This window comes from Variimorphobacter saccharofermentans (assembly GCF_014174405.1).
Taxonomy (GTDB): domain Bacteria; phylum Bacillota; class Clostridia; order Lachnospirales; family Lachnospiraceae; genus Mobilitalea; species Mobilitalea saccharofermentans.
The window spans coordinates 1,595,900-1,615,624 of the sequence record NZ_JACEGA010000001.1 but is presented as its reverse complement, the minus strand read 5'-3'; the positions used below and the strand labels follow the sequence as shown (position 1 = coordinate 1,615,624).

At 36.6% G+C, this 19,725-nt stretch carries 14 protein-coding genes and 1 pseudogene; 1 reads left to right on the top strand and 14 read right to left on the bottom strand.

The window, feature by feature from the left end:
- Positions 1 to 75 precede the first annotated feature (75 nt).
- The 13 genes and pseudogenes from H0486_RS07035 to H0486_RS06975 form a co-directional block, all read right to left on the bottom strand.
- Complete coding sequence (locus H0486_RS07035; protein ID WP_228352321.1) at positions 76 to 969, bottom strand: carbohydrate ABC transporter permease; 894 nt, start codon at positions 967 to 969, stop codon at positions 76 to 78.
- Positions 970 to 982: 13 nt separating this feature from the next.
- Positions 983 to 2,611 carry an ABC transporter permease gene (locus H0486_RS18550; protein WP_330594455.1) on the bottom strand — a complete coding sequence of 543 codons (1,629 nt, stop codon included), beginning with the start codon at positions 2,609 to 2,611 and terminating at the stop codon, positions 983 to 985.
- A gap of 162 nt (positions 2,612 to 2,773) precedes the next feature.
- On the bottom strand, positions 2,774 to 4,531 hold the full coding sequence (locus tag H0486_RS07025; protein ID WP_228352320.1) for a type 2 periplasmic-binding domain-containing protein: 1,758 nt from the start codon (positions 4,529 to 4,531) through the stop codon (positions 2,774 to 2,776).
- A 258-nt stretch (positions 4,532 to 4,789) separates the two neighbouring features.
- Positions 4,790 to 6,397 carry a response regulator transcription factor gene (locus H0486_RS07020; protein WP_228352319.1) on the bottom strand — a complete coding sequence of 536 codons (1,608 nt, stop codon included), beginning with the start codon at positions 6,395 to 6,397 and terminating at the stop codon, positions 4,790 to 4,792.
- The gene (locus H0486_RS07015) at positions 6,390 to 8,195 is read right to left on the bottom strand and encodes a sensor histidine kinase (protein ID WP_228352318.1); all 1,806 of its coding nucleotides are present in this window, start codon (positions 8,193 to 8,195) and stop codon (positions 6,390 to 6,392) included. The genes H0486_RS07020 and H0486_RS07015 overlap by 8 nt, the downstream gene beginning before the upstream one ends.
- Positions 8,196 to 8,737: 542 nt before the next feature.
- The gene (locus H0486_RS07010; RefSeq protein ID WP_228352317.1) at positions 8,738 to 10,096 is read right to left on the bottom strand and encodes a hemolysin family protein; all 1,359 of its coding nucleotides are present in this window, start codon (positions 10,094 to 10,096) and stop codon (positions 8,738 to 8,740) included.
- 32 nt (positions 10,097 to 10,128) lie between these two features.
- Positions 10,129 to 10,485, bottom strand: coding sequence for a type II toxin-antitoxin system PemK/MazF family toxin (locus tag H0486_RS07005; RefSeq protein WP_228352316.1), 357 nt, complete (start codon positions 10,483 to 10,485; stop codon positions 10,129 to 10,131).
- A 103-nt stretch (positions 10,486 to 10,588) separates the two neighbouring features.
- Positions 10,589 to 11,755 carry an alanine racemase gene (gene alr, locus H0486_RS07000; protein WP_228354382.1) on the bottom strand — a complete coding sequence of 389 codons (1,167 nt, stop codon included), beginning with the start codon at positions 11,753 to 11,755 and terminating at the stop codon, positions 10,589 to 10,591.
- 5 nt (positions 11,756 to 11,760) lie between these two features.
- Positions 11,761 to 13,302 (bottom strand): NAD(P)H-hydrate dehydratase, encoded by a 1,542-nt coding sequence (locus tag H0486_RS06995; RefSeq protein WP_228352315.1) that lies wholly within the window; start codon positions 13,300 to 13,302, stop codon positions 11,761 to 11,763.
- Complete coding sequence (acpS, locus tag H0486_RS06990) at positions 13,299 to 13,664, bottom strand: holo-ACP synthase (RefSeq protein WP_228352314.1); 366 nt, start codon at positions 13,662 to 13,664, stop codon at positions 13,299 to 13,301. The genes H0486_RS06995 and acpS overlap by 4 nt, the downstream gene beginning before the upstream one ends.
- A gap of 43 nt (positions 13,665 to 13,707) precedes the next feature.
- Complete coding sequence (locus tag H0486_RS06985) at positions 13,708 to 14,313, bottom strand: coiled-coil domain-containing protein (protein ID WP_228352313.1); 606 nt, start codon at positions 14,311 to 14,313, stop codon at positions 13,708 to 13,710.
- 56 nt (positions 14,314 to 14,369) lie between these two features.
- Positions 14,370 to 15,004 (bottom strand): annotated as a pseudogene (locus tag H0486_RS18675) (redox-sensing transcriptional repressor Rex).
- Between the two features lie 316 nt (positions 15,005 to 15,320).
- Positions 15,321 to 16,574: a transposase gene (locus H0486_RS06975; protein WP_228352312.1), complete on the bottom strand. Its 1,254-nt coding sequence runs from the start codon at positions 16,572 to 16,574 to the stop codon at positions 15,321 to 15,323.
- Between the two features lie 250 nt (positions 16,575 to 16,824).
- On the opposite strand from H0486_RS06975, the gene abc-f reads away from it, so the two are divergent.
- On the top strand, positions 16,825 to 18,804 hold the full coding sequence (abc-f, locus tag H0486_RS06970; RefSeq protein ID WP_228352311.1) for a ribosomal protection-like ABC-F family protein: 1,980 nt from the start codon (positions 16,825 to 16,827) through the stop codon (positions 18,802 to 18,804).
- 246 nt (positions 18,805 to 19,050) lie between these two features.
- On the opposite strand, the gene H0486_RS06965 is transcribed toward abc-f, so the two are convergent.
- Complete coding sequence (locus tag H0486_RS06965) at positions 19,051 to 19,719, bottom strand: GntR family transcriptional regulator (RefSeq protein WP_228352310.1); 669 nt, start codon at positions 19,717 to 19,719, stop codon at positions 19,051 to 19,053.
- Positions 19,720 to 19,725: the final 6 nt, after the last annotated feature.

Genomic DNA, 19,725 nt, shown 5'->3' with positions numbered 1-19,725 from the left:
GAGCGTAAAAAAGGCAGAGGATCGCTTCCTTTAAGGAAGTACCCCTGCCTTTCATAATTATTATCAAATTAAGAATTACTCCTTCACACCACCGATTGTTAAGCCGGCAATGAAATATCTCTGAAGGAATGGATATAGACATACAATTGGTAATGCGGTGAATATTGCTGTAGCGGACCGGATAGAAACTGGTGTTACCGCATTCTTAGCATTCTTCATAGTACTTGCACTACCGGATTGCATGGATACTGAGGTCAACAGCTTCTGTAATTCAAACTGCAATGTTGTCAAATCCGGTCTTCCTGGATTATAAATCATTGAGTCAAACCAGGAATTCCATTGTCCAACTGCGATGAATAATGCTACTACCGCAAGAACCGGCTTACACAGAGGAATAATAATTCGGAAGAATATCCTCATATGTCCTGCACCATCCACCTGCGCAGATTCAACTAATCCGTCAGGTAATCCATTCATATAAGTACGAATAACGATCATATTAAACGCACTAACCATACCAGGGATGATATATACCCAAAAGTTATTGGTAAGGTGTAAGCCTTTAAATAATAACATCGTAGGAACTAAACCACCGCTCACATACATGGTAAGTACGTAAAACAACGTTACCGAACGGTTAAATAAGAATTCCTTTCTGGATAAAACATAAGCCAATAAGGCTGTTGTAAACATGTGTAGGAAGGTAGCAATTACTGTTCTTAATACAGAAATCTTAATTGCCGTTAACAAGTTATCCTTTTTTATAACGGTATAATAGTTTTCCCAAGTAAATCTTCTAGGCCAAAGGTAGATACCGCCCTTAATCGCGTCCATACCTTCATTTAATGATATCGCTAACGTATTAAGGATAGGATATAATGTTACAACGCAAAATAATACTAAAATAATAGTATTTACGGTTATAAATGCATAATCTGCTGCACTCTTTTTATTTCCTCGTTTCTTCATTTTCATCCCTCCCTTAGAAAAGTCCGTCTTGACCAGCAGCTTTAGTTGCACGGTTCGCGAGGAATATTAAAATGATACTAACAGCACTCCTAAATATACCGGCAGCGGTACCCAGGGAGAAGTCAATTCCTGCACCAAAGGAATAATCCAATACGAAGATATCAATTACGTCTGCAGTCTTTTCTACTAAGTCTGTTTTTAACAAATATTGAGCTTCGAAGCCGGAGTTCATAATCATACCCAGATTTATGATCAGCAATACAAATATTGTTTGCTTTATACCGGGCAGGGTAATATGAAGCATTTTCTTAAATCTGCCTGCACCATCAATGGAAGCCGCTTCATAAAGATCCGGGCTTATGGATGTTATTGCTGAGAGATATATAATACTGTTCCATCCTGTCTCCTTCCAAACCACTGCAAATCCAATGATCCACCAGAAATACTTAGGATCTGCAAAGAAGTTGATAGGAGAATCGATGAGTGAGGTTCTTAACAACAAATCATTGATGATACCTGTCTCCATGGATAGAACATCTCTTACAATACCTGCTACAATAATCCATGATAGGAAGTGAGGCAGATAAGATACGGTCTGTACAATTTTCTTACCCTTCTTATTTACTACCTCGTTCAATAACAAAGCAAATGCAATGGAAAATACAAAGCTAAATACTAAGTTAATCAAGCTCATTGCAACTGTATTTCGAAATACACCAATAAACTCTTTGTTCGAGAACAAAAACTTAAACTTATCCCAGGCTACCCACAACTGATCTTTTGCAGCGGGTTTATATTTCTGGAATGCCATTACCCAGCCTGCTAATGGTCCATAATTAAAAATTAACGCATAAATAACAAATGGTATAGCCATAAGAATAAGCTGCTTCTGTCTTACTACCATTCTCCATGTTACAAAACCTTCTACCTTTTCATGATAAGATGCGATGGTAGCCAGAAGAAAGACAGTAGCATTTATAATGATTATTACAAAGAAGCCTGGACCCCAGTTCTTTGAATAAAAATTTTCAACCTGCAATGCTCCAATACTAATAGAGTTTGAACTAATTAATCCAAGTGCAGATAATATTACTGCAGCAAAAGCTAATCTTCTAACCACATTATATTGCTTCATACCTTTGGTAATCCACATATAAATTCCAGCTATAAGCGTTAAAACAACCGTTACGATTGTACATATTATAACGATAACTGCATCAATAACATCCCGTTCTAAATGCTTAATAATCGAGGCCGATAATTTAATTATGCCTAAGAAGGAATACTCTGATTCATTATAATCGTCAATATTCTGTAATTCAGCTATTTTATTATCTATGGCAGAAGATACAACATCCACTATGTAGTATTCGTCTTCTGCTAAGTCTTCCACAATAACTTCAAATTCTTTCCCTTTTAATATATCTTTTGCAACACCATATATTACGGACCTTTTAAAGCCCTCTTCTTTCGCTATCTTATTTATAATACGACTCTCTAATGCTGCTTCTTCAAGGTTTAAAACATGACCATCATTCACCGGTTCTCTGGCAGGAAGCTTTAAGTAGGGAATAAATATATTAATTATAGATGCAAAACATAACACAGCTATAATAATATAATATGGTTTACGCTTTTTCATACAATGCCTCCAGTCTAACTTTATAAAAAGAACATCTATTTGTTCATTATTTCCAACATCAAATTGCGTATATTTCATGAATAATAGGGTGCCTTAAATCCGTTTCTTTAAGACACCCTATTGTATGAAAGACGAATCTATCTTAGAAACTTATGATTCATATTATTCTTCGCCACGTGCAACTGCTGCTCTACGACGAATTTCGGTAGTTAATGCATCAAGATATGCATCAACATCTACCTCTTCTTTATAAGTTGCCTGATATTCATCCCATAAAGCATCAAATTCATTTGCTGGAGCCATCATAACTCTAGGTAACCAGCTATGCTTTAACTCTGTGATCTTTGTTTTTGCTAAACCTTCAGGAGTATCGTTAGTCCAGTTGTTAGTAAAGGACCACATCGGATACCAAGGTTCATTTTCTTCGTCAGAACTTAAGAAGTCAAGGAAGGTCTTATAACCATATCCATCAAGAAGTTGTTTTTCTACATCAAATAAGGAGTTGTAGAATTCATTAGGCTGATTCTTAGGATCCTGTGTATTGATACCATCAGCCAGCATTCCTTCATAGTGAGGGAAATATGCATATGCACCATTTACTAAGTTATCTGTTACCCAATCCTGGTTGTTTGAGTTTGCAATCTGTTCCTCAGTTCTATAGAACACACCGTCTTCGCCAACCATGTAATCTTTTCCTTCTTCACCCCAGCTTCTTAAGGTCATGATTTCAGGGGAAAGAAGGTCATCCATAAATTTCATAGCGCCAGGAATATCCTTACAGCTTGTTGTAATTGATAAACCGTTGGATACGTCAAGTGCAGAAGGACTATGCCATCTATCCTTGATATCCTCGGAGAAGGTAATAGGCAGCGGAACATAAGTCTTACCAGGCTTACCTGCTGTAATTAATGCTTCCTGAGCAGTATTGAAGTTCCACATCTGATCAAGTGTACCTAATACTCTACCTGATGATAATAAAGCGATATACTGATCGTATGACATTGTATAGGTTTCAGGATGAACTAAGCCTCTGTTCCATGCTTCGTTCATTTTCTTGTAATAATCTTTTGCTTCCGGTATTGTATTGTAGTCAATTGCTGTTTCTGTTTCAGGATCTACGATACAAGCACCATCGTTAGGATAACCCATTAAGAACAACGGAGGATTTTCGATACCGAAGTATCTCCAGTCTTCTGTACTCATGGAGAAACCAACTGTTTCCTGACCATCTTCTGTGGTAGGATGAGCTTTTAAATAATCTTCAATTAAATCAAAGTACTGATCCATAGTTCTGATCTTAGGGAAGTTAGCCCAGATAAGAACATCTTTCTGAATCCAGAATGCTTCGTCCCAATGATAGGTAGCAGCATCTTTTCCTTGGATAATACCGAATTGAGGAATCCAGTAAATATGACCATCTGCCTGTCTGCACTTATTCCATTCAGCTTCTGATAAATAGTTCTTAATATTCGGATAATCATCCCAATATTCATCAATCGGAATTAATGCGCCTGCTTCTAATAAAGCTGCTGTACCAGTAGAACCTGTAATATAGTCAGGATAATCTCCACCTGCTATCATTACACCGATTCTCTCTTCTGCTGTCTGTCCGGTAAGCCATGTAACCTTTGCCCATGCTCCAGTTTTTTCTTTGATAACGTTTAATAATCTGTTATCATCCGGAACTTCAGTTCCAGGTACTGCATTAAACATTGTAAATTGTTTGATTTCTGCAGGAGTATCGCTATCTGCTGTCTTATCATCTTGAGCAGCTGCGTCATCCTTTTTAGTGTCCTCAGTCTGAGATGTTGTTCCTTGATTATTGTTGGTTTCTTCTTTCTTACCACAACCAACCATAATGGAAGACAACATTGAGATCACTAAAATAAGAGTAATCAATGTTTTGATTTTTTTCATCATATTTCCTCCCTATACTATTTTACCAATGCTTGACTTCGTATTGCTATTGGTTAATCTAATTCTAACATTTGTTTACAAAATAAACAATGTAGGAAGTATAGTTTAAATACAAAAAACTATATATCTAAGTATGCACATTTACTATAATAATTATTACAACATTTAATAATGACAGCAATTAGCACAAACAATATTAGACAGGTTTACTGAAATCATGATGAAAAGCATAATTTTTACATAAATTGTATTTCTAATTTGTTAACTTCGTTTTGCTGTAAGGAACTGCTTACGATATTGAAGAGGCGTTATTCCTTTCTGCTGAACGAACTTACTGATAAAATAATCTGTATTGTTAAAACCGACAGCTGAGGATACCAGATAAATTTTATCATCAGAACGAATTAGTAATTCTGCTGCTCGCTCGATACGATAATTATTCAAATAATCCTTGAAGGAACTGCCATATTTCTTCTTGAATATCTGGCCCAGATAAGCGCTATTAATATAGTACTTTTCACTTAATGACTTTAATGTCAGATTATCCATATAATGCTCTGTAATTTCTTTCTCTATCTCACTTAAAACTCCTCCAAATGCATGTTGCCTAATCTGACTCAGATAATTGGAGAATTCTATAGCGAATTCCTGAAAATGCTTTATACTTCCTCTCACAACAAACTGTTTGTAGCCACCCTGACTAATCATTTTATAAACCTCTTCCTGATCACTGTCCGGATCCAATTCCTTTGCGATATGAATTAAATTATAAATTAAATAATCCAAGTTTATTTTAATAATATCAGGCTCCACAACCATCTCCTTAAGGTGCTTATATAATACTTCAATCTGACGATTGATTCCTTCCATATCATTTTCCTCAATTGCTCGTATTAGAACATCCATTACCTCTTTATCAAAGTAGCTTTTGTTGGTAATGGTATTTTCCTGAATCTCATCATAATAAGAGATATCTTTCTCTTTAGAAAACTTTCGAAAAGCCTTTGCAATGGTGGCAGATTTATATGATTCTGAAATTGTCTCCAGCTTGTCCACTTTTTGTCCGATAAACAAAACCAGTTTATATTTTATCCTCTCAGTGATTTTTTCATAAAGCCAGTTTATATATTCTTTTTCGTTCATTCCTGCCAATTCTGCAATTTTCTTTACATATATAAAACCTACCGAATAATCTTCATCGTAATTATTCATTTCCTTATATATATGATACCAGTTATCACCAAGGCAATCCCTTAGTATATTATATAGAAGGCTTGTTGCTCTTTTCTTTTCCTCATTGGTTAAATTCATAAATGTATCATCTGCCACATCATACTCTATACTAATATAGCGAATACCGATATCTCCTAATATGTTATTTTTTACATACATCAGGTCTTCCTCAATATAATTTCCGTTAACCAGATTGCAAATGCTACGATCCAGCAATATTTTCTCAGAGTATTCCAGCTTTCTCTGACTTTCCTTTGCTGCATAATATCGTTCCTTATAATCCTCCAGAGCCCGTACTAATTCATCCTTTTGAATCGGTTTTAATACATAATCCACAACACCAAAACGGATTGCTTTTTTGGCATAATCAAACTCATAAAAACCACTTAAGATAATAAATCCAACTTTACCTGATAAATGCTCCCTAGTATATTCTATCAGCTCCAATCCATCCATTTGCGGCATTTTTATATCGGTAATAACTAAATCAAACACATTGCTTTTCATTAGTTCTACTGCTTCTTTTCCGTTAGCTGCCTCCCCTGCAACTTCAAACCCGTACTGATTCCAGTTAATTAATATCTTTAGTCCCTGACGGATAAAAGGCTCATCATCTACTATCAATACCTTAATCATTCGTTATATCCTCCTTGCCATCCTTTTGATCCATATTAGTGATTACATATTGTAGCGGAAGTTGAATTGTAATATCCGTTCCATTGTCAATGGAGCTATCAACTTCAAAAGACAATTTACCCTCGCAAAACATCTTTAGTCGCAGGAATGCATTTAACATTCCGGTACTCTTGGATTCATTTAATAATTTATTATCCGCATGCTCAAACGACCACCTTAATTGCTCTAACTCCTGATCCTCAAAGCCTTTTCCGTTATCAGATATTTCAATATTAAGAAATTCTGAATTCTGAGTAATCGTTATAGAGATTACACCCTCAGTGGACATAGCCTCAATTCCATGGATACAAGCATTTTCAACAAATGTAGCGATTGATAATTTGGGTATATAATAATTCTTACATTCTTCCATGACATAGTGATAGTATTTGATTTTATCACCAAACCGGTATTTTTGAATTTTAATATATTTCTCTATAAAGCTCATTTCCTCATTGAGCGTAACAAAATCAGATCCCCAATTCATACTTTTACGGAACAGCACAGCTAATTCTCCAATAATATCCGCTGTTTCGTCTTCGTTTTTTATCAAACTACGCATACGAATAGTCTCTAAGGTATTATATAGAAAATGTGGATTCACCTGACTCTGTATGGCTTTCAGCTCTGCCTGCTTTTTTGAAAGCTCCAATGCTTGTTTTTCAGCATTACCTTTAAATACTACTTCAATCAGGTCTTTAATCCTTAGAACCATCATATTATAATTGCGAATTAATTTGCCAATTTCATCATCGCCCTCTTGACAGGATATCACTTCAAACTGCTCCTGTTCCACCTTTCCGATATAGGCAGCTACCATGGATAAACGCTTGCTTATTGACTTTCCAACCAGATATATCAATAATGTAGGCAATGCAATATTCAGTAATATAAGAATAATAACTTCCTTATTCTCAAAAATAATGCTCCAGAATGGTTTTTCCTTAGTTACTATCACTATCTCCCAATCCTGACGTCCAATCTGAAAGGTTCTGGAAATAGTAGGCTTAACCTCATCTAGTACGCGAGCACTCATATATTCCTTCACACTATTATCCTTTGGAAGATTGGAGAACAGAATATAATCTTTGTTTCTAACATAGATTTGCCCATCTATCTTTTCATTTAAAACATCCTGCAGCATTACATTATAATCAATATCAATCTTTAAAATCTTCTCAATACCATTGTATCCAAAATGATCTAGTTTTCGAATAATACTTATTGTCCTACTAGAGCCACTGCCGGGGATTTTCTTCTTCATCTCATCATAATAGGTATAGAGAAATACATCCTCTCCACTTTTCATAAAGGACTGATACCACTGTGAATTCTTCACCTTATTTAAAGAGGATATTTTTCCTCCGCTTAACAGCGTATCATTGTCTGCAAAAATCTCTATTTTCGTAAGTATGCCATAGTTATAATTATAACTTAGGCTGTTATTTCTTTGCATCATTGTATAATTATAGTAATAGTCAAGACTACTACTATACTGATGGTTTAGAAAATCATTTAAAAGCTGATCGGTATACAAGTTGTGGGTAAACAGAATACTTCCATTTACTATTTCATCCAAATTATACTCCAAACGCTTCATTGCATCCTTTAATGCTGTAAGCTGATCCTGTCTGGCATTTCTCTGAATAGAATAAAGTATGATTCCATCTGTGAATATGAGGGGCATCAAGACACAGAAGAAATATATTAACAGAAGCTTGGTTCTTATTTTAAAATTATTTAACGTCATTTTCACCATAAATATCCTTTACAATCTTCATATAGTACAAATAACCTACAAAAATCCGCATCTTCATTTTACACAATGAGACACTGATATGCAAGCGAATAAAATATAGTAAGTATGTATGTTTCCTACCAATATACGTAAATTGACATAAAAATGAACCAATTTGTTCACAAAAAGTCTTTATTCTATCCATAGTTTTATCATATATACCATTTATACTAATAACTAGTAAATGAATAATTTTCATTTTCCTCCTCCCTACATTATAAATATCAAAGAGGGTGTTCAAGGTATAAACCATTGAACACCCTCTTTTAGTTCTCTTGATACTAATAATTTTATAATTTCTTTTCTAATTTAACTCTTATTTAATAAAATCAACACATTATCGACACATTTTCACTTTAAACTATGAACATAGACAGTGATAAAACACTTTCTACTCCCACCCTATTATACGCTATAGTTATACAGCTCCCCTGCTGTATAACAAGAGAGGTCCTTACGAAATAGTCATTTGACTATTAGTAAGGACCTCTTTTGTAGTATTATCATGCCGGTTCTTCTGCTTCCTGACCATCTTCTGTGGTAGTTTCCTCAGGTAATTTTGAGATTTTTACCTTTTGAATCATATTATTACTGGTTTCCAGTATATCAAAATGATATTCTTGATAATCTAAGGAAATTTGTTCTCCATCTCCTGGAATTCGGTCTAATAGGGAAATTAGAAGCCCGTTCAATGTATCAAAATCTTCATTATTAAGCTCAATCTCCAGATCTTTCGACAACTCTTCTAATCTGATTGATCCATTCACAGTGATGCTATGTTCATCCGCAGCTATCACCATGTTTTCATCAATATCATATTCATCATTAATATTACCGACGATTTCTTCAAGGAAATCCTCTAATGCAACTAACCCGGCAGTCTGTCCATATTCATCAATCACAATTGCCATATGAATGTTCTTCGTTTGCATATCATGAAATAATATATTAATATTTTGTGTGTCAGGAACAAAATAGGGTTCTCTTGCAATTTCTCTCAGGGATTTACTTCTTAACTCCTCTGATATGTATGCGCTGATTACATCCTTCATGTGAAGAATTCCAATTATATTATCCCTGTTGCCTTCATACAAGGGATACCTTGAATACTTTTCAGCAAGCATGAACTTAAGTGCTTCTTCCACTGACATCTCAGAATTTACTGCTACGATTTTTTTCTTGTAGGTCATAATATCTCTTGCTTCTTTATCATCCAGCTCAATAATATTCGATATCATCTCCGCCTCACCGGCATCAAATACTCCCTGTTCATGCCCTTCATTTACGATGGATAATATCTCTTCCTCTGTCACACTATCCGCTAACTCTGAAGGTTTTATTCCGACTATCCTAAGAAGCAGATTCATTGTTTTTTCTAGTATCCATGAAAACGGATACACCACGAAACCAATCAGCTGAATTAATCCTATCATTGGATAAATCGTATTCTCCGCATGTTTTATCGCGATTTTTTTAGGTAATACAATTCCAAATAAAACTGTAATCAGTACCAATATAATTGAAGTTACTATGATGTAGACTGGTTTTAGATAACTATATGCATTAAAAAAATTGCTTTTCATAAGGGTTGTCTCAGTTCCAGATAAAACCCGAGAAAAATAGATCATACCAATACTTATATTTGTAAAGCTTAATAGCAGATCAAACACATTCAAGTAATTAGCTGACTTGTCAAGCATTTTGATTAATTTACCTGCACGCTTATGCCCTGCCTCCGCTTTCTTTCTAACACTATTTTCATTGATATGAAGTAGTGATGCTTTTGCTCCGGAAACCACAGCATTCACTATAATTAAGAGGATGATACTAACTATTCCTGATATGGGATTGTCATTATCCATAATTAATTCCGTTCTCCTTTATCCTCATGTAATTATCTGAAATATGTATCTAAAGAAAAACTAATGATAAGTGCCTTATCAATTTTCTTTAATACATCCCGATCCAAATGACAGACTTTTTCCTTAAGTCTTGATTTATCAATAGTCCTGACTTGCTCCAGTAAAATAACGGAGTCCTTTACAATACCATATTTTTCAGCATCCAGCTCCACATGGGTAGGAAGCTTTGCTTTATTCATTTTTGATGTAATGGCCGCACATATAACAGTAGGACTATGTTTATTTCCTGTATCATTCTGAATAATCAGAACCGGCCTGACACCACCCTGTTCGGATCCGACTACCGGTCTTAAATCCGCATAGAAGATATCTCCTCGTTTAATAACCACTTTATTCACACTCCAATATTAAGCTTAACCTTATTATTGCCAGTTTCTTCGTGTGTATTCCATAAAGTGTGTTCGTTTCATAGATTATTCCGATATCTTTCTTCTATTGTTCCTCCATTATGTATACCCTGGGAATTCTTTTTCCTACGGTACATACTAATTCATACGGGAAAGAATGAGACCATTCAGACAGTTCTTCCACCGATATATAAGAATCACCATCTCTTCCAAGGAGTGTTACAACATCTCCCTGATTTACATTTTCTATATTTGAAACATCCACCATAAACTGATCCATGCATATTCTTCCTATGATGGGTGCATATTGTCCGTGTATAATTACCTTACCGTGATTTGATAAATTTCTGGAGTAACCGTCTGCGTAACCAACCGGAATAGTTGCGATCTTTGTCGGTTTACTTGTTATAAACGTACCACCGTAGCTTATTGCACATCCAGCAGGAACTTCTTTTACATATATAACATGCGTTTTTAACTCCATTGCCGGGATTAATTTAATTTCCTTTTGATTTACACAATCAGAAGGATAAATTCCGTATATTACAATTCCAGCACGTACCATATTAAAATACGCATCCGGGAATTCAATAATTCCAGCACTATTTGCTATATGCTTTATCGGTATTGTAATCTGTTCTTTTTCCAGACGATCAATCATATTCTTATAACGTTTCAACTGAAGAAGTGTAGCTTCACGATCCATTTCATCCGCTTTTGCAAAGTGGGAAAACACACCTTCAATCTGAATACCTGGAAGTGCTTTAATTCGTTTAATAGTTGAGATAGTTTCTTCGGTATCGGTGAAACCGATACGTCCCATACCCGTATCTATTTTAATATGGAGCTTTGCTGTTTTTCCCTGTCGTACTGCTTCATCCGAAAGTGCTTCTGCCATATCATATTGATATACTGTCTGAGATATATCATTCGCAACGATTAAATCGTACTGTTCCTTAGGTGTATAACCCAGAATGAGAATTGGCTTCTGAATACCTGCCTCCCTTAGTTCTAGTGCTTCTTCAATAATTGCAACTCCATAAGCGTCAATCATACCACATTCCCCAACTGCCTTTGCAATCGGTATCGCGCCATGACCATAAGCATCCGCTTTTATAATCGCCATTAACATTGTGCTAGGGTTCAGCTTTTTCTTAACCTCAGCAATATTATGTTTAATTGCATTCAAATTAACATTCGCCTGAGCCCGATAATACTCTCTTCCTTCTCGAGATGTGTATTCCTGTTTCATCACTTTCACTGGCCTTTCAATTGTAATACTTTTTCAAGTGCGTTAATTAGATCCTCCGCCATCATAAAATAATGCCCTTTTTCCTGTGCAGCAACATCTCCTGCATAACCATGAATGTATACTCCAAGACAGGAGGCTTCAAAAAGTGTCATCCCCTGAGCGATGAGTGCTGCTATTATTCCCGTCAGCACATCTCCGCTTCCACCAGTTGCCATACCATGATTTCCAGACACATTGATATATCGCTGGTGTTGATGAGATACAATCGTGCGAGCATCTTTCATAACATATGTCAACTTACTATTATACGAACATTGAATTGCAGTGTCAATCAGATTATCGGAAATATCTGAGACAGGCACCCTAATCAAACGGGATAATTCCTTTAAATGTGGTGTTAATACTGACTGTTCTTGTAATCGTTCTGTTAAGTAATCTATTCGACTTTGGCCCGCCAGTTTCTGATAATCCATCCATCCGGCCAATAGCGTAATTGCATCTGCGTCATAAATTACTGGTACCTTGGCTTTATTCATTACAATATCCAGCAGATATTCAGCCTCTTTCGTTTGACCTAATCCTGGTCCTACTACTATCACAGAAGCCCAGTCCAGTTCTGATAATAACCTTCTTAGTCTACCTTCAGAATCCTCCGTTACTTCATCATATGCAGAAAACAAAGCCTCCGGTAATAATGTCTGAATAATTGCTCGGTTTTCTTCAGAGGTCATGACCTTCACCAGACCTGCTCCGCATCGATATGCCGATTTTGCTGATAGATATGCAGCTCCACTCACACCCTTGCTTCCCGCAATGACAAGTACTCTTCCATAGGAGCCTTTATTACTATAGCTTTTTCTTAATGGAAGTCTATTCAAGTCCTCCTTCTCATAATAAAAGGTGTCCAAATTTGCTTGTTCCGCCGCAATCTTTGGAAAACCAATATCAGCTACAATAATTTTACCCGCATATTCCACGCCTGGGTATAGAAGCAGACCATGTTTTTGATAGCCAAACGTAATGGTATAATCGGCTTTCACTGCGATTGACATAAGTTTTCCACTGTCTGCACTTATTCCGGAGGGAATATCCACGGAAAACACTTTACTTTGTGATGCGTTAATCTGTTCGATAATGTCAGCATAATAACCGGATATAGGCCTCGTTAATCCCACTCCGAATATCGCATCAATAATTATATTATATGCATGAAGCTTGTTGCAGTTTTCAAAAGGAAGCTCTAAATTCCGTGCGATTGCTAATTGCTCCTTCATCTGAGGTGAACACTTCGTTTCCTCTCCGATAAAAAGAATAGCAACATCGTAGCCCTCTCCATACAGAATTCTACCTGCTGCAACTCCATCTCCACCATTATTACCAGTACCGCATACTACTAGTATTCGGTCCGTTCTTTTTATATTCCTCTTAATAACAGACACTGTTTCATAGGCTGCCCGTTCCATAAGTACCATAGCCGGGATTCCTATCTTTTCTATGGTAAACTCATCTATTTGCTTCATTTTACTAGCATCTACTGCGTATTTCATTCTGCTGCCTCCCCTACGACAAATGCATTGGCATACTCTTTTGTATTCGTAATGGATACATGAATGACCGCAGTTCCCTGACGCTTCGCTATCTCAGCAGCACTACCATACAGGTTAACATACGGTTTGCCTTCTTTCGTACGTAAAACCTCTATATCCGTTAATGAAAATCCGCGAAATCCTATACCAAACATCTTCGCCACTGCTTCCTTTACCGCAAAATTATCGGCTGCCTTTTTGGAATCTTCCCGTATTAGATCGATTTCCTTTGACGTAAAGCACCGTCTCATAAAGCTTTCTTTCTGGCATGCTTTTAGTACTCTATTTATTTCAATTAGGTCCACTCCAATTCCGGTAATCACAAATTCCTCCGTTTGTCTGCATCAATGTTAATTCCGTATAAAATCAATTATGATGTCTATCCAGCATATCCGTAATCTCAGCGCCAAAAATGTCATGCATGTATGTATAAATCATTGAATTTCTCTCTTCCAGGTCCTGCTTAATTAATAGCTTTTCTTTTATTTGCGCTCTTAATTTATTAACCTCATCCATGACTTCGTCAAGCTCCTGGTTGTTTTGCTCAAGCCTCTTATAACATATTTGAACGCTGGCAGCCATAAGTGCTTCATTGGCTTCCTTAATCTGATATGGCAAATCACCGAGCTCATTCATATACTGATCAATTTTCTCATTGATCTCTTCAATATATTGCTTATTTTTTTCCCTCTTTTTTTCTTTAACTTTTTTCATCGAATCATTGCCAATATCCATATTGATAACAATATCTTTTAATAAGTTGCTCTTCAGCTTCTTCAAATCCTTTATATCATTACCGAGCTTTCCTTGTCGTTTCAACAGATTATTGACCTTTGCTTCAAGCTCTCTAATCTCTGCAGTCTTCCAATCATCAGGAAATAATTCATGCCAACGCGTATCGATTGTCAGAATCGGGAGCTTTTTATTCTTAACAATACTATGAAAATTAATACCTTTCGTTCTTCTTCCCATACATTTCCTCCTGAGTGGATTATAACTCTGCAAATCCCATCATACAAGATTAACTGTTATTGCTCTGTTCTACCGGATAACCGATAAGAAAGTTTCATTAGACTTTCAGCCAAATGAACATTTTCAACGGTGACATCCTTAGGGAGATTTAAGTCGGTAGGTGCAAAGTTCCATATACCTCTGACTCCCCATTTTGCAAGGTCAGAAGCAATACTTACTGCTTTTGTCTTAGGTACCGTTATTGCAGCAATATCAGTCTTGTTCTTCTTAATATATTCTTCCAATTCATCGGAATGTCTAACTGTGATTCCACGTATTTCTGTTCCTACCAGACTCGGATTTATGTCAAAGATGCTTCTAACATAGAAACCTCTACGTTCAAAATCCACATAATCGCTAATGCTTGTCCGAGATTACCAGCACCAATAATAATGACATTATATTTTGTATCAAGTCCAAGTATTTTCCCTATCTCAGAGTGGAGATATTCAACATTATATCCATAACCTTGCTGTCCGAAACCACCAAAATTATTCAAATCCTGTCTGATTTGTGATGCCGTTACTTTCATCTTCTCACTTAATTCCTTAGAAGAAATACGTACAACATCCTTCTCCAATAAATCACCCAAGTAGCGATAGTATCTAGGTAATCTATTGATAACCGCTTTGGAAATCTCTTTCTTATACAATGTGTTTCCTCCTTCTCTGCACGCATTAATATGTTGAAATTATGATATAGAATAATATCATTATTATATTAAATTGTTAAGAATAAGTCAATCTTTTGCTTGTATAATTAACATATTATGGGATGTCACCCTATATATCCTGTGCTTCAATTCAACCCCTTGAGTTTCCGCAAATTGCACTTTGAAAATGAATAAATCTAATGACAGTGCCAATTTGCTGATTTTTTTAAGTGTAAGAGTGGCAGTATCTAGATCAGAAGAAGCTTAATAAGCCCCGTTTAAAACCGGACTTCGGGATAAGTATTCTTTTATCTATTTAAGCGATTAGCTTAAAGCAAAGTTGACGGTATGCAGGACGTTTTGTCCTGAACCATAGCCTGACGCCTTCTTTTGCATACGAGAGTATGCCGGAGATACCTTTTGCTAACCGATAATAGCAGAACTGAACTTTCTCCTTAACAGGAGCTGCTGTCTGTATGATTGAAACCTTTAGGGCATTTGTTTCTGCTTTCATTGAAACCAGAGCAAGAAATGCCATACACAAGGTGATATAAAAATTGAGAGCATTAATTGCTTTCAGCTTCCGGACACGGAAGTTTTCAAACTGGAAAACCTGTTTCTTGCAGCGGAAATATTCCTCAATGCGCCAGCGGGAGAAATAAAGCCTTGCAATTCGTATTACATCTTCTCGGGACTTTATTTCCTTGTTTGTTGCGAGCATCATCGGATGCTCTGTGATGCCATAGACAAGAATCAGATAAATATCCTTTCTGGATGCAGTGATTTGAACCTTCACATGGGATAGATAAGCTTCCCTTTTTTTGCCCTTATAGAACACAGGTGTTGTGATTTTGCCTTTTCGACGATTTCGCAGTTCAGTAGCGGCCACCCATTTGTTATGAAAAAGTAGCTTTCTTTTAGCTGTAAGTCGGATCACATAGTCCTGCTTTAATTCATCAAGCTTAAGAAACATCTTATTATCATCATAGCCCCTGTCCATTACAAAAGTAGCTTTGCCAAACATTGCTTTTCCGCGCTCCATGGCATCAAAGGTTACGTTATTGACAGAGGTGAAGGTCTTTTCTTTTGAAGAATGGATTTTAGAATAAATGCTGACAGGATGATTGCTTTTAGTCATAACACAAGCCTCTGTTACATGGTAGCCCTTCTCATAGACATTTTTGGTATCGGTGCTTTTGGAACCATCCCGAACAAGTCCCAGTGCTTCGAACTTGTAGCCGTCAGGCTTGATGATATCACTATCATCGATATGGATAACTGGTTGATCCGGCACCCATTTACGTATTGTATGCAGATACGAAGACAAGGCAGAATTATGGATTCCCTTATTGAGATGTCGGGTAAGTCTTTCCACGCTGTTGACCTTTTTGGAATCTTCGTGAAGCTGATCCACAACATCAGTCAGAAGGCAACTGCCAGAAGCTAACATGCCATAAGTCATGTCTGCAGTAAACTTTCGATCCGGTTTGGAAAGCTTTCGGGATATTTTGTTTGAAAAAGATAAAATTTCACGTTTCAAAGTGTAAGTATTTGTAGTAGAATTAAGCATAAGGAGTCCCTTTCTTTATTGTTTAGTGTAGATTTTGCTTAGACACCATTATTCTACTACAAAAAGGATGAGGATTCCTTATATTTTGGGCATTTTCTAAAAGTTGTTTATTACAATACTGATGAAACAGGGATACTGTGGATAAAACTACGGAAACTCAAGTTCAACCCAACTTTACTTGTTGGATATCCTATGATAAAATATGGAGTGTTTGATTATCTATCCAATACGATAAATGAGGGATTATATTATGATACTTGCATGTCAAAATATCAGTAAGTCTTTCGGAACCACCGAGATTTTGAAGAATGTTTCTTTTCATGTAAACGAGAAGGAAAAGGTTGCAATCGTCGGAATTAACGGTGCCGGAAAGTCTACTTTATTAAAGATTATTATGAAAGAATTGTCTGCTGATGAAGGAGAGGTTATTCTTGCAAAGGGTAGTACGATTGGTTATCTTGCCCAGCACCAAAATCTAACATCTGAAAATAGTATCCTTGATGAGATGCTAACGGTGAAGCAGGATGTTATTGATCTGGATGCTAACATTCGAAAATTAGAGCAGGATATGAAGCATGCAGAGGGCGCAGAGTTAAATCAGATGCTTAGCACCTATACCCGCCTGATGCACGAGTTTGAGATTAAAAACGGATATGCCTATCAGAGTGAAGTTACCGGTATATTAAAAGGTCTGGGCTTCATGGAAGAGGAATTTGATAAAAAAGTGAATACCTTATCCGGTGGACAAAAAACCCGAATTGCTCTGGGTAAGTTACTATTATCAAAACCAGATATTATACTACTGGATGAGCCCACCAACCATTTAGATTTAATATCCATCGCCTGGTTGGAGACCTTTTTACTTAATTATAATGGAGCAGTTATTGTTGTTGCCCATGACCGTTATTTTTTAGATAAGGTTGTATCGAAGGTTGTGGAATTGGATAATATGAAATGCCAATCCTTTGAGGGAAACTATTCTGTATATGCGCAGAAAAAAGAAATGCTTCGTAATGCTATGCTGAAGCAATATCTGAATCAACAGCAGGAAATAAAGCATCAGGAGGAGGTAATTGCAAAGCTTCGCTCCTTTAATCGCGAAAAATCCATTAAACGTGCCGAGAGTCGTGAAAAGATGCTGGAGAAAATCGAACGCATAGAACGTCCGACAGACCATTCCGAGATGCATTTTCATCTTGAACCGCGAATAATAAGCGGGAATGATGTGCTGAAGGTTACAGATCTTGCGAAATCCTATGGGAATCTCACGCTATTTACCAATCTTAACTTTGAAATCAAACGTGGCGAAAAAGTAGCTATTATCGGTAACAACGGTACTGGTAAAACCACCATACTTAAAATAATCAATGGTCAGGTCAAAGCTGATCAAGGTGAAATTAAGCTGGGCTCAAAGGTTCATGTTGGATATTATGACCAGGAGCATCAGGTTCTGGATCCCGATAAAACATTATTTGACGAATTACAGGATACTTATCCCAACTTAGATAATACAACCATACGCAACATTTTGGCAGCATTTCTATTTACTGAAGATGACGTATTCAAGCGCATCAAAGACATCAGCGGTGGTGAACGTGGCAGGGTATCTCTGGCAAAGCTTATGCTATCCGAGGCAAATCTATTGATCCTCGACGAGCCGACTAATCATCTGGATATAACCTCTAAAGAGATTCTTGAGAATGCAATCAATCAGTATCAGGGCACTGTATTATATGTATCCCATGATCGATATTTTATTAATAAGACTGCTACCAGAATCTTAGATTTGACCGAGCAAACCTTACTTAACTATATTGGTAATTATGATTATTATCTAGAAAAAAAGCCAGAGGTTGAGGCCGCTTACTTAGGCCGATCAACGATTTCTCAGCAAGCCCTTTACGGTACGAAGCCAGGAGCTTTTCCTGCTTCGTTATCTTCGAGGTCTGCAACGACTACAAAAGAAAACGATAGCGATAACAAGCAGACCTGGCAGCAGCAAAAGGAGGAGCAAGCCAAAATCCGTAAGAGGAAGAATGATTTGAAGAAGACGGAGGAGGAAATTCATCAATTGGAGCTTCGCTCTGAAGAAATCGATGCTTTATTGACAAAAGAAGAAATTTATACCAATGTTTCAAAATTACTTGAGCTAAACAATGAAAAGAAGGAGCTTGAAATACGTTTGGAAGAGCTGCTGGAGCAATGGGAAAGCCTAGCCTCTGAAGAATAAAGGTATAAAATTGGGGCTGTTAAAAAATAAATGAATGGGCTTTGACTTACCTCACACACAGACAGAAGTACATGTTACTGATTTTATATGTCTCATGCGAATATTTATATTCGCATACATAAATATTCGCCTGATTCATATAAAATACAGCAACAAGTTCTTCCGACAGTGTATTATGGTAAGTCAAAGCCCATTCATTTATTTTTTAACAGCCCCTTATGGCTATAAGTAAAGTTTCTCGGAGTTTTATAAACCCTGATCGCTTATATTCTGAATGGTGTTCATAATATGCTCGTTTGCTAAAGCTTCTGCCAGCTTCCCGTCACGTCTACGGATTGCATCCAGTATCGCAGCATGCTCAGCGCTTGATTTTGTGGCTCTACTTGGTCTGGATAATGTAATTTTACGAACTCTCTCCACATAATGGTGAAAATCAGTAAGTACATGCTCCAGTATTTTGCTTCCGGAGGCTTTATAGATTAGCTCATGAAATTTATTGTCCAGTTCAACTAATTGCTCATTATGCCCTCTTCTTGCATGAAAATCCGACAGATAAAGTACCTCATCCAATGCTTCTATCTGAGCTTCTGTGATATGATCACAAGCCCATTTTGCACACAATCCTTCCAGATAGGAACGGATCATATAGATATCATGGATGTCCTTTGATGTAATTCCGGTTACATAGGCTCCCTTATTTGGTATGATTGTTACCAAGCCTTCCAATTCCAGCTGCCTTAGCGCTTCTCGAACCGGTGTACGACTTACACCCAGTTCTAAACCGATTGTGTTTTCCTTAAGCTCTTCATTTTCCTTATAGACTCCAGCCAGAATATCTTCTCTTATCTTGTTAAACACTCTACCTCTTAAGGAATATTTATCTGTCACCTCTTTGTGAAGATTAAAATCTTCCAAGGAATT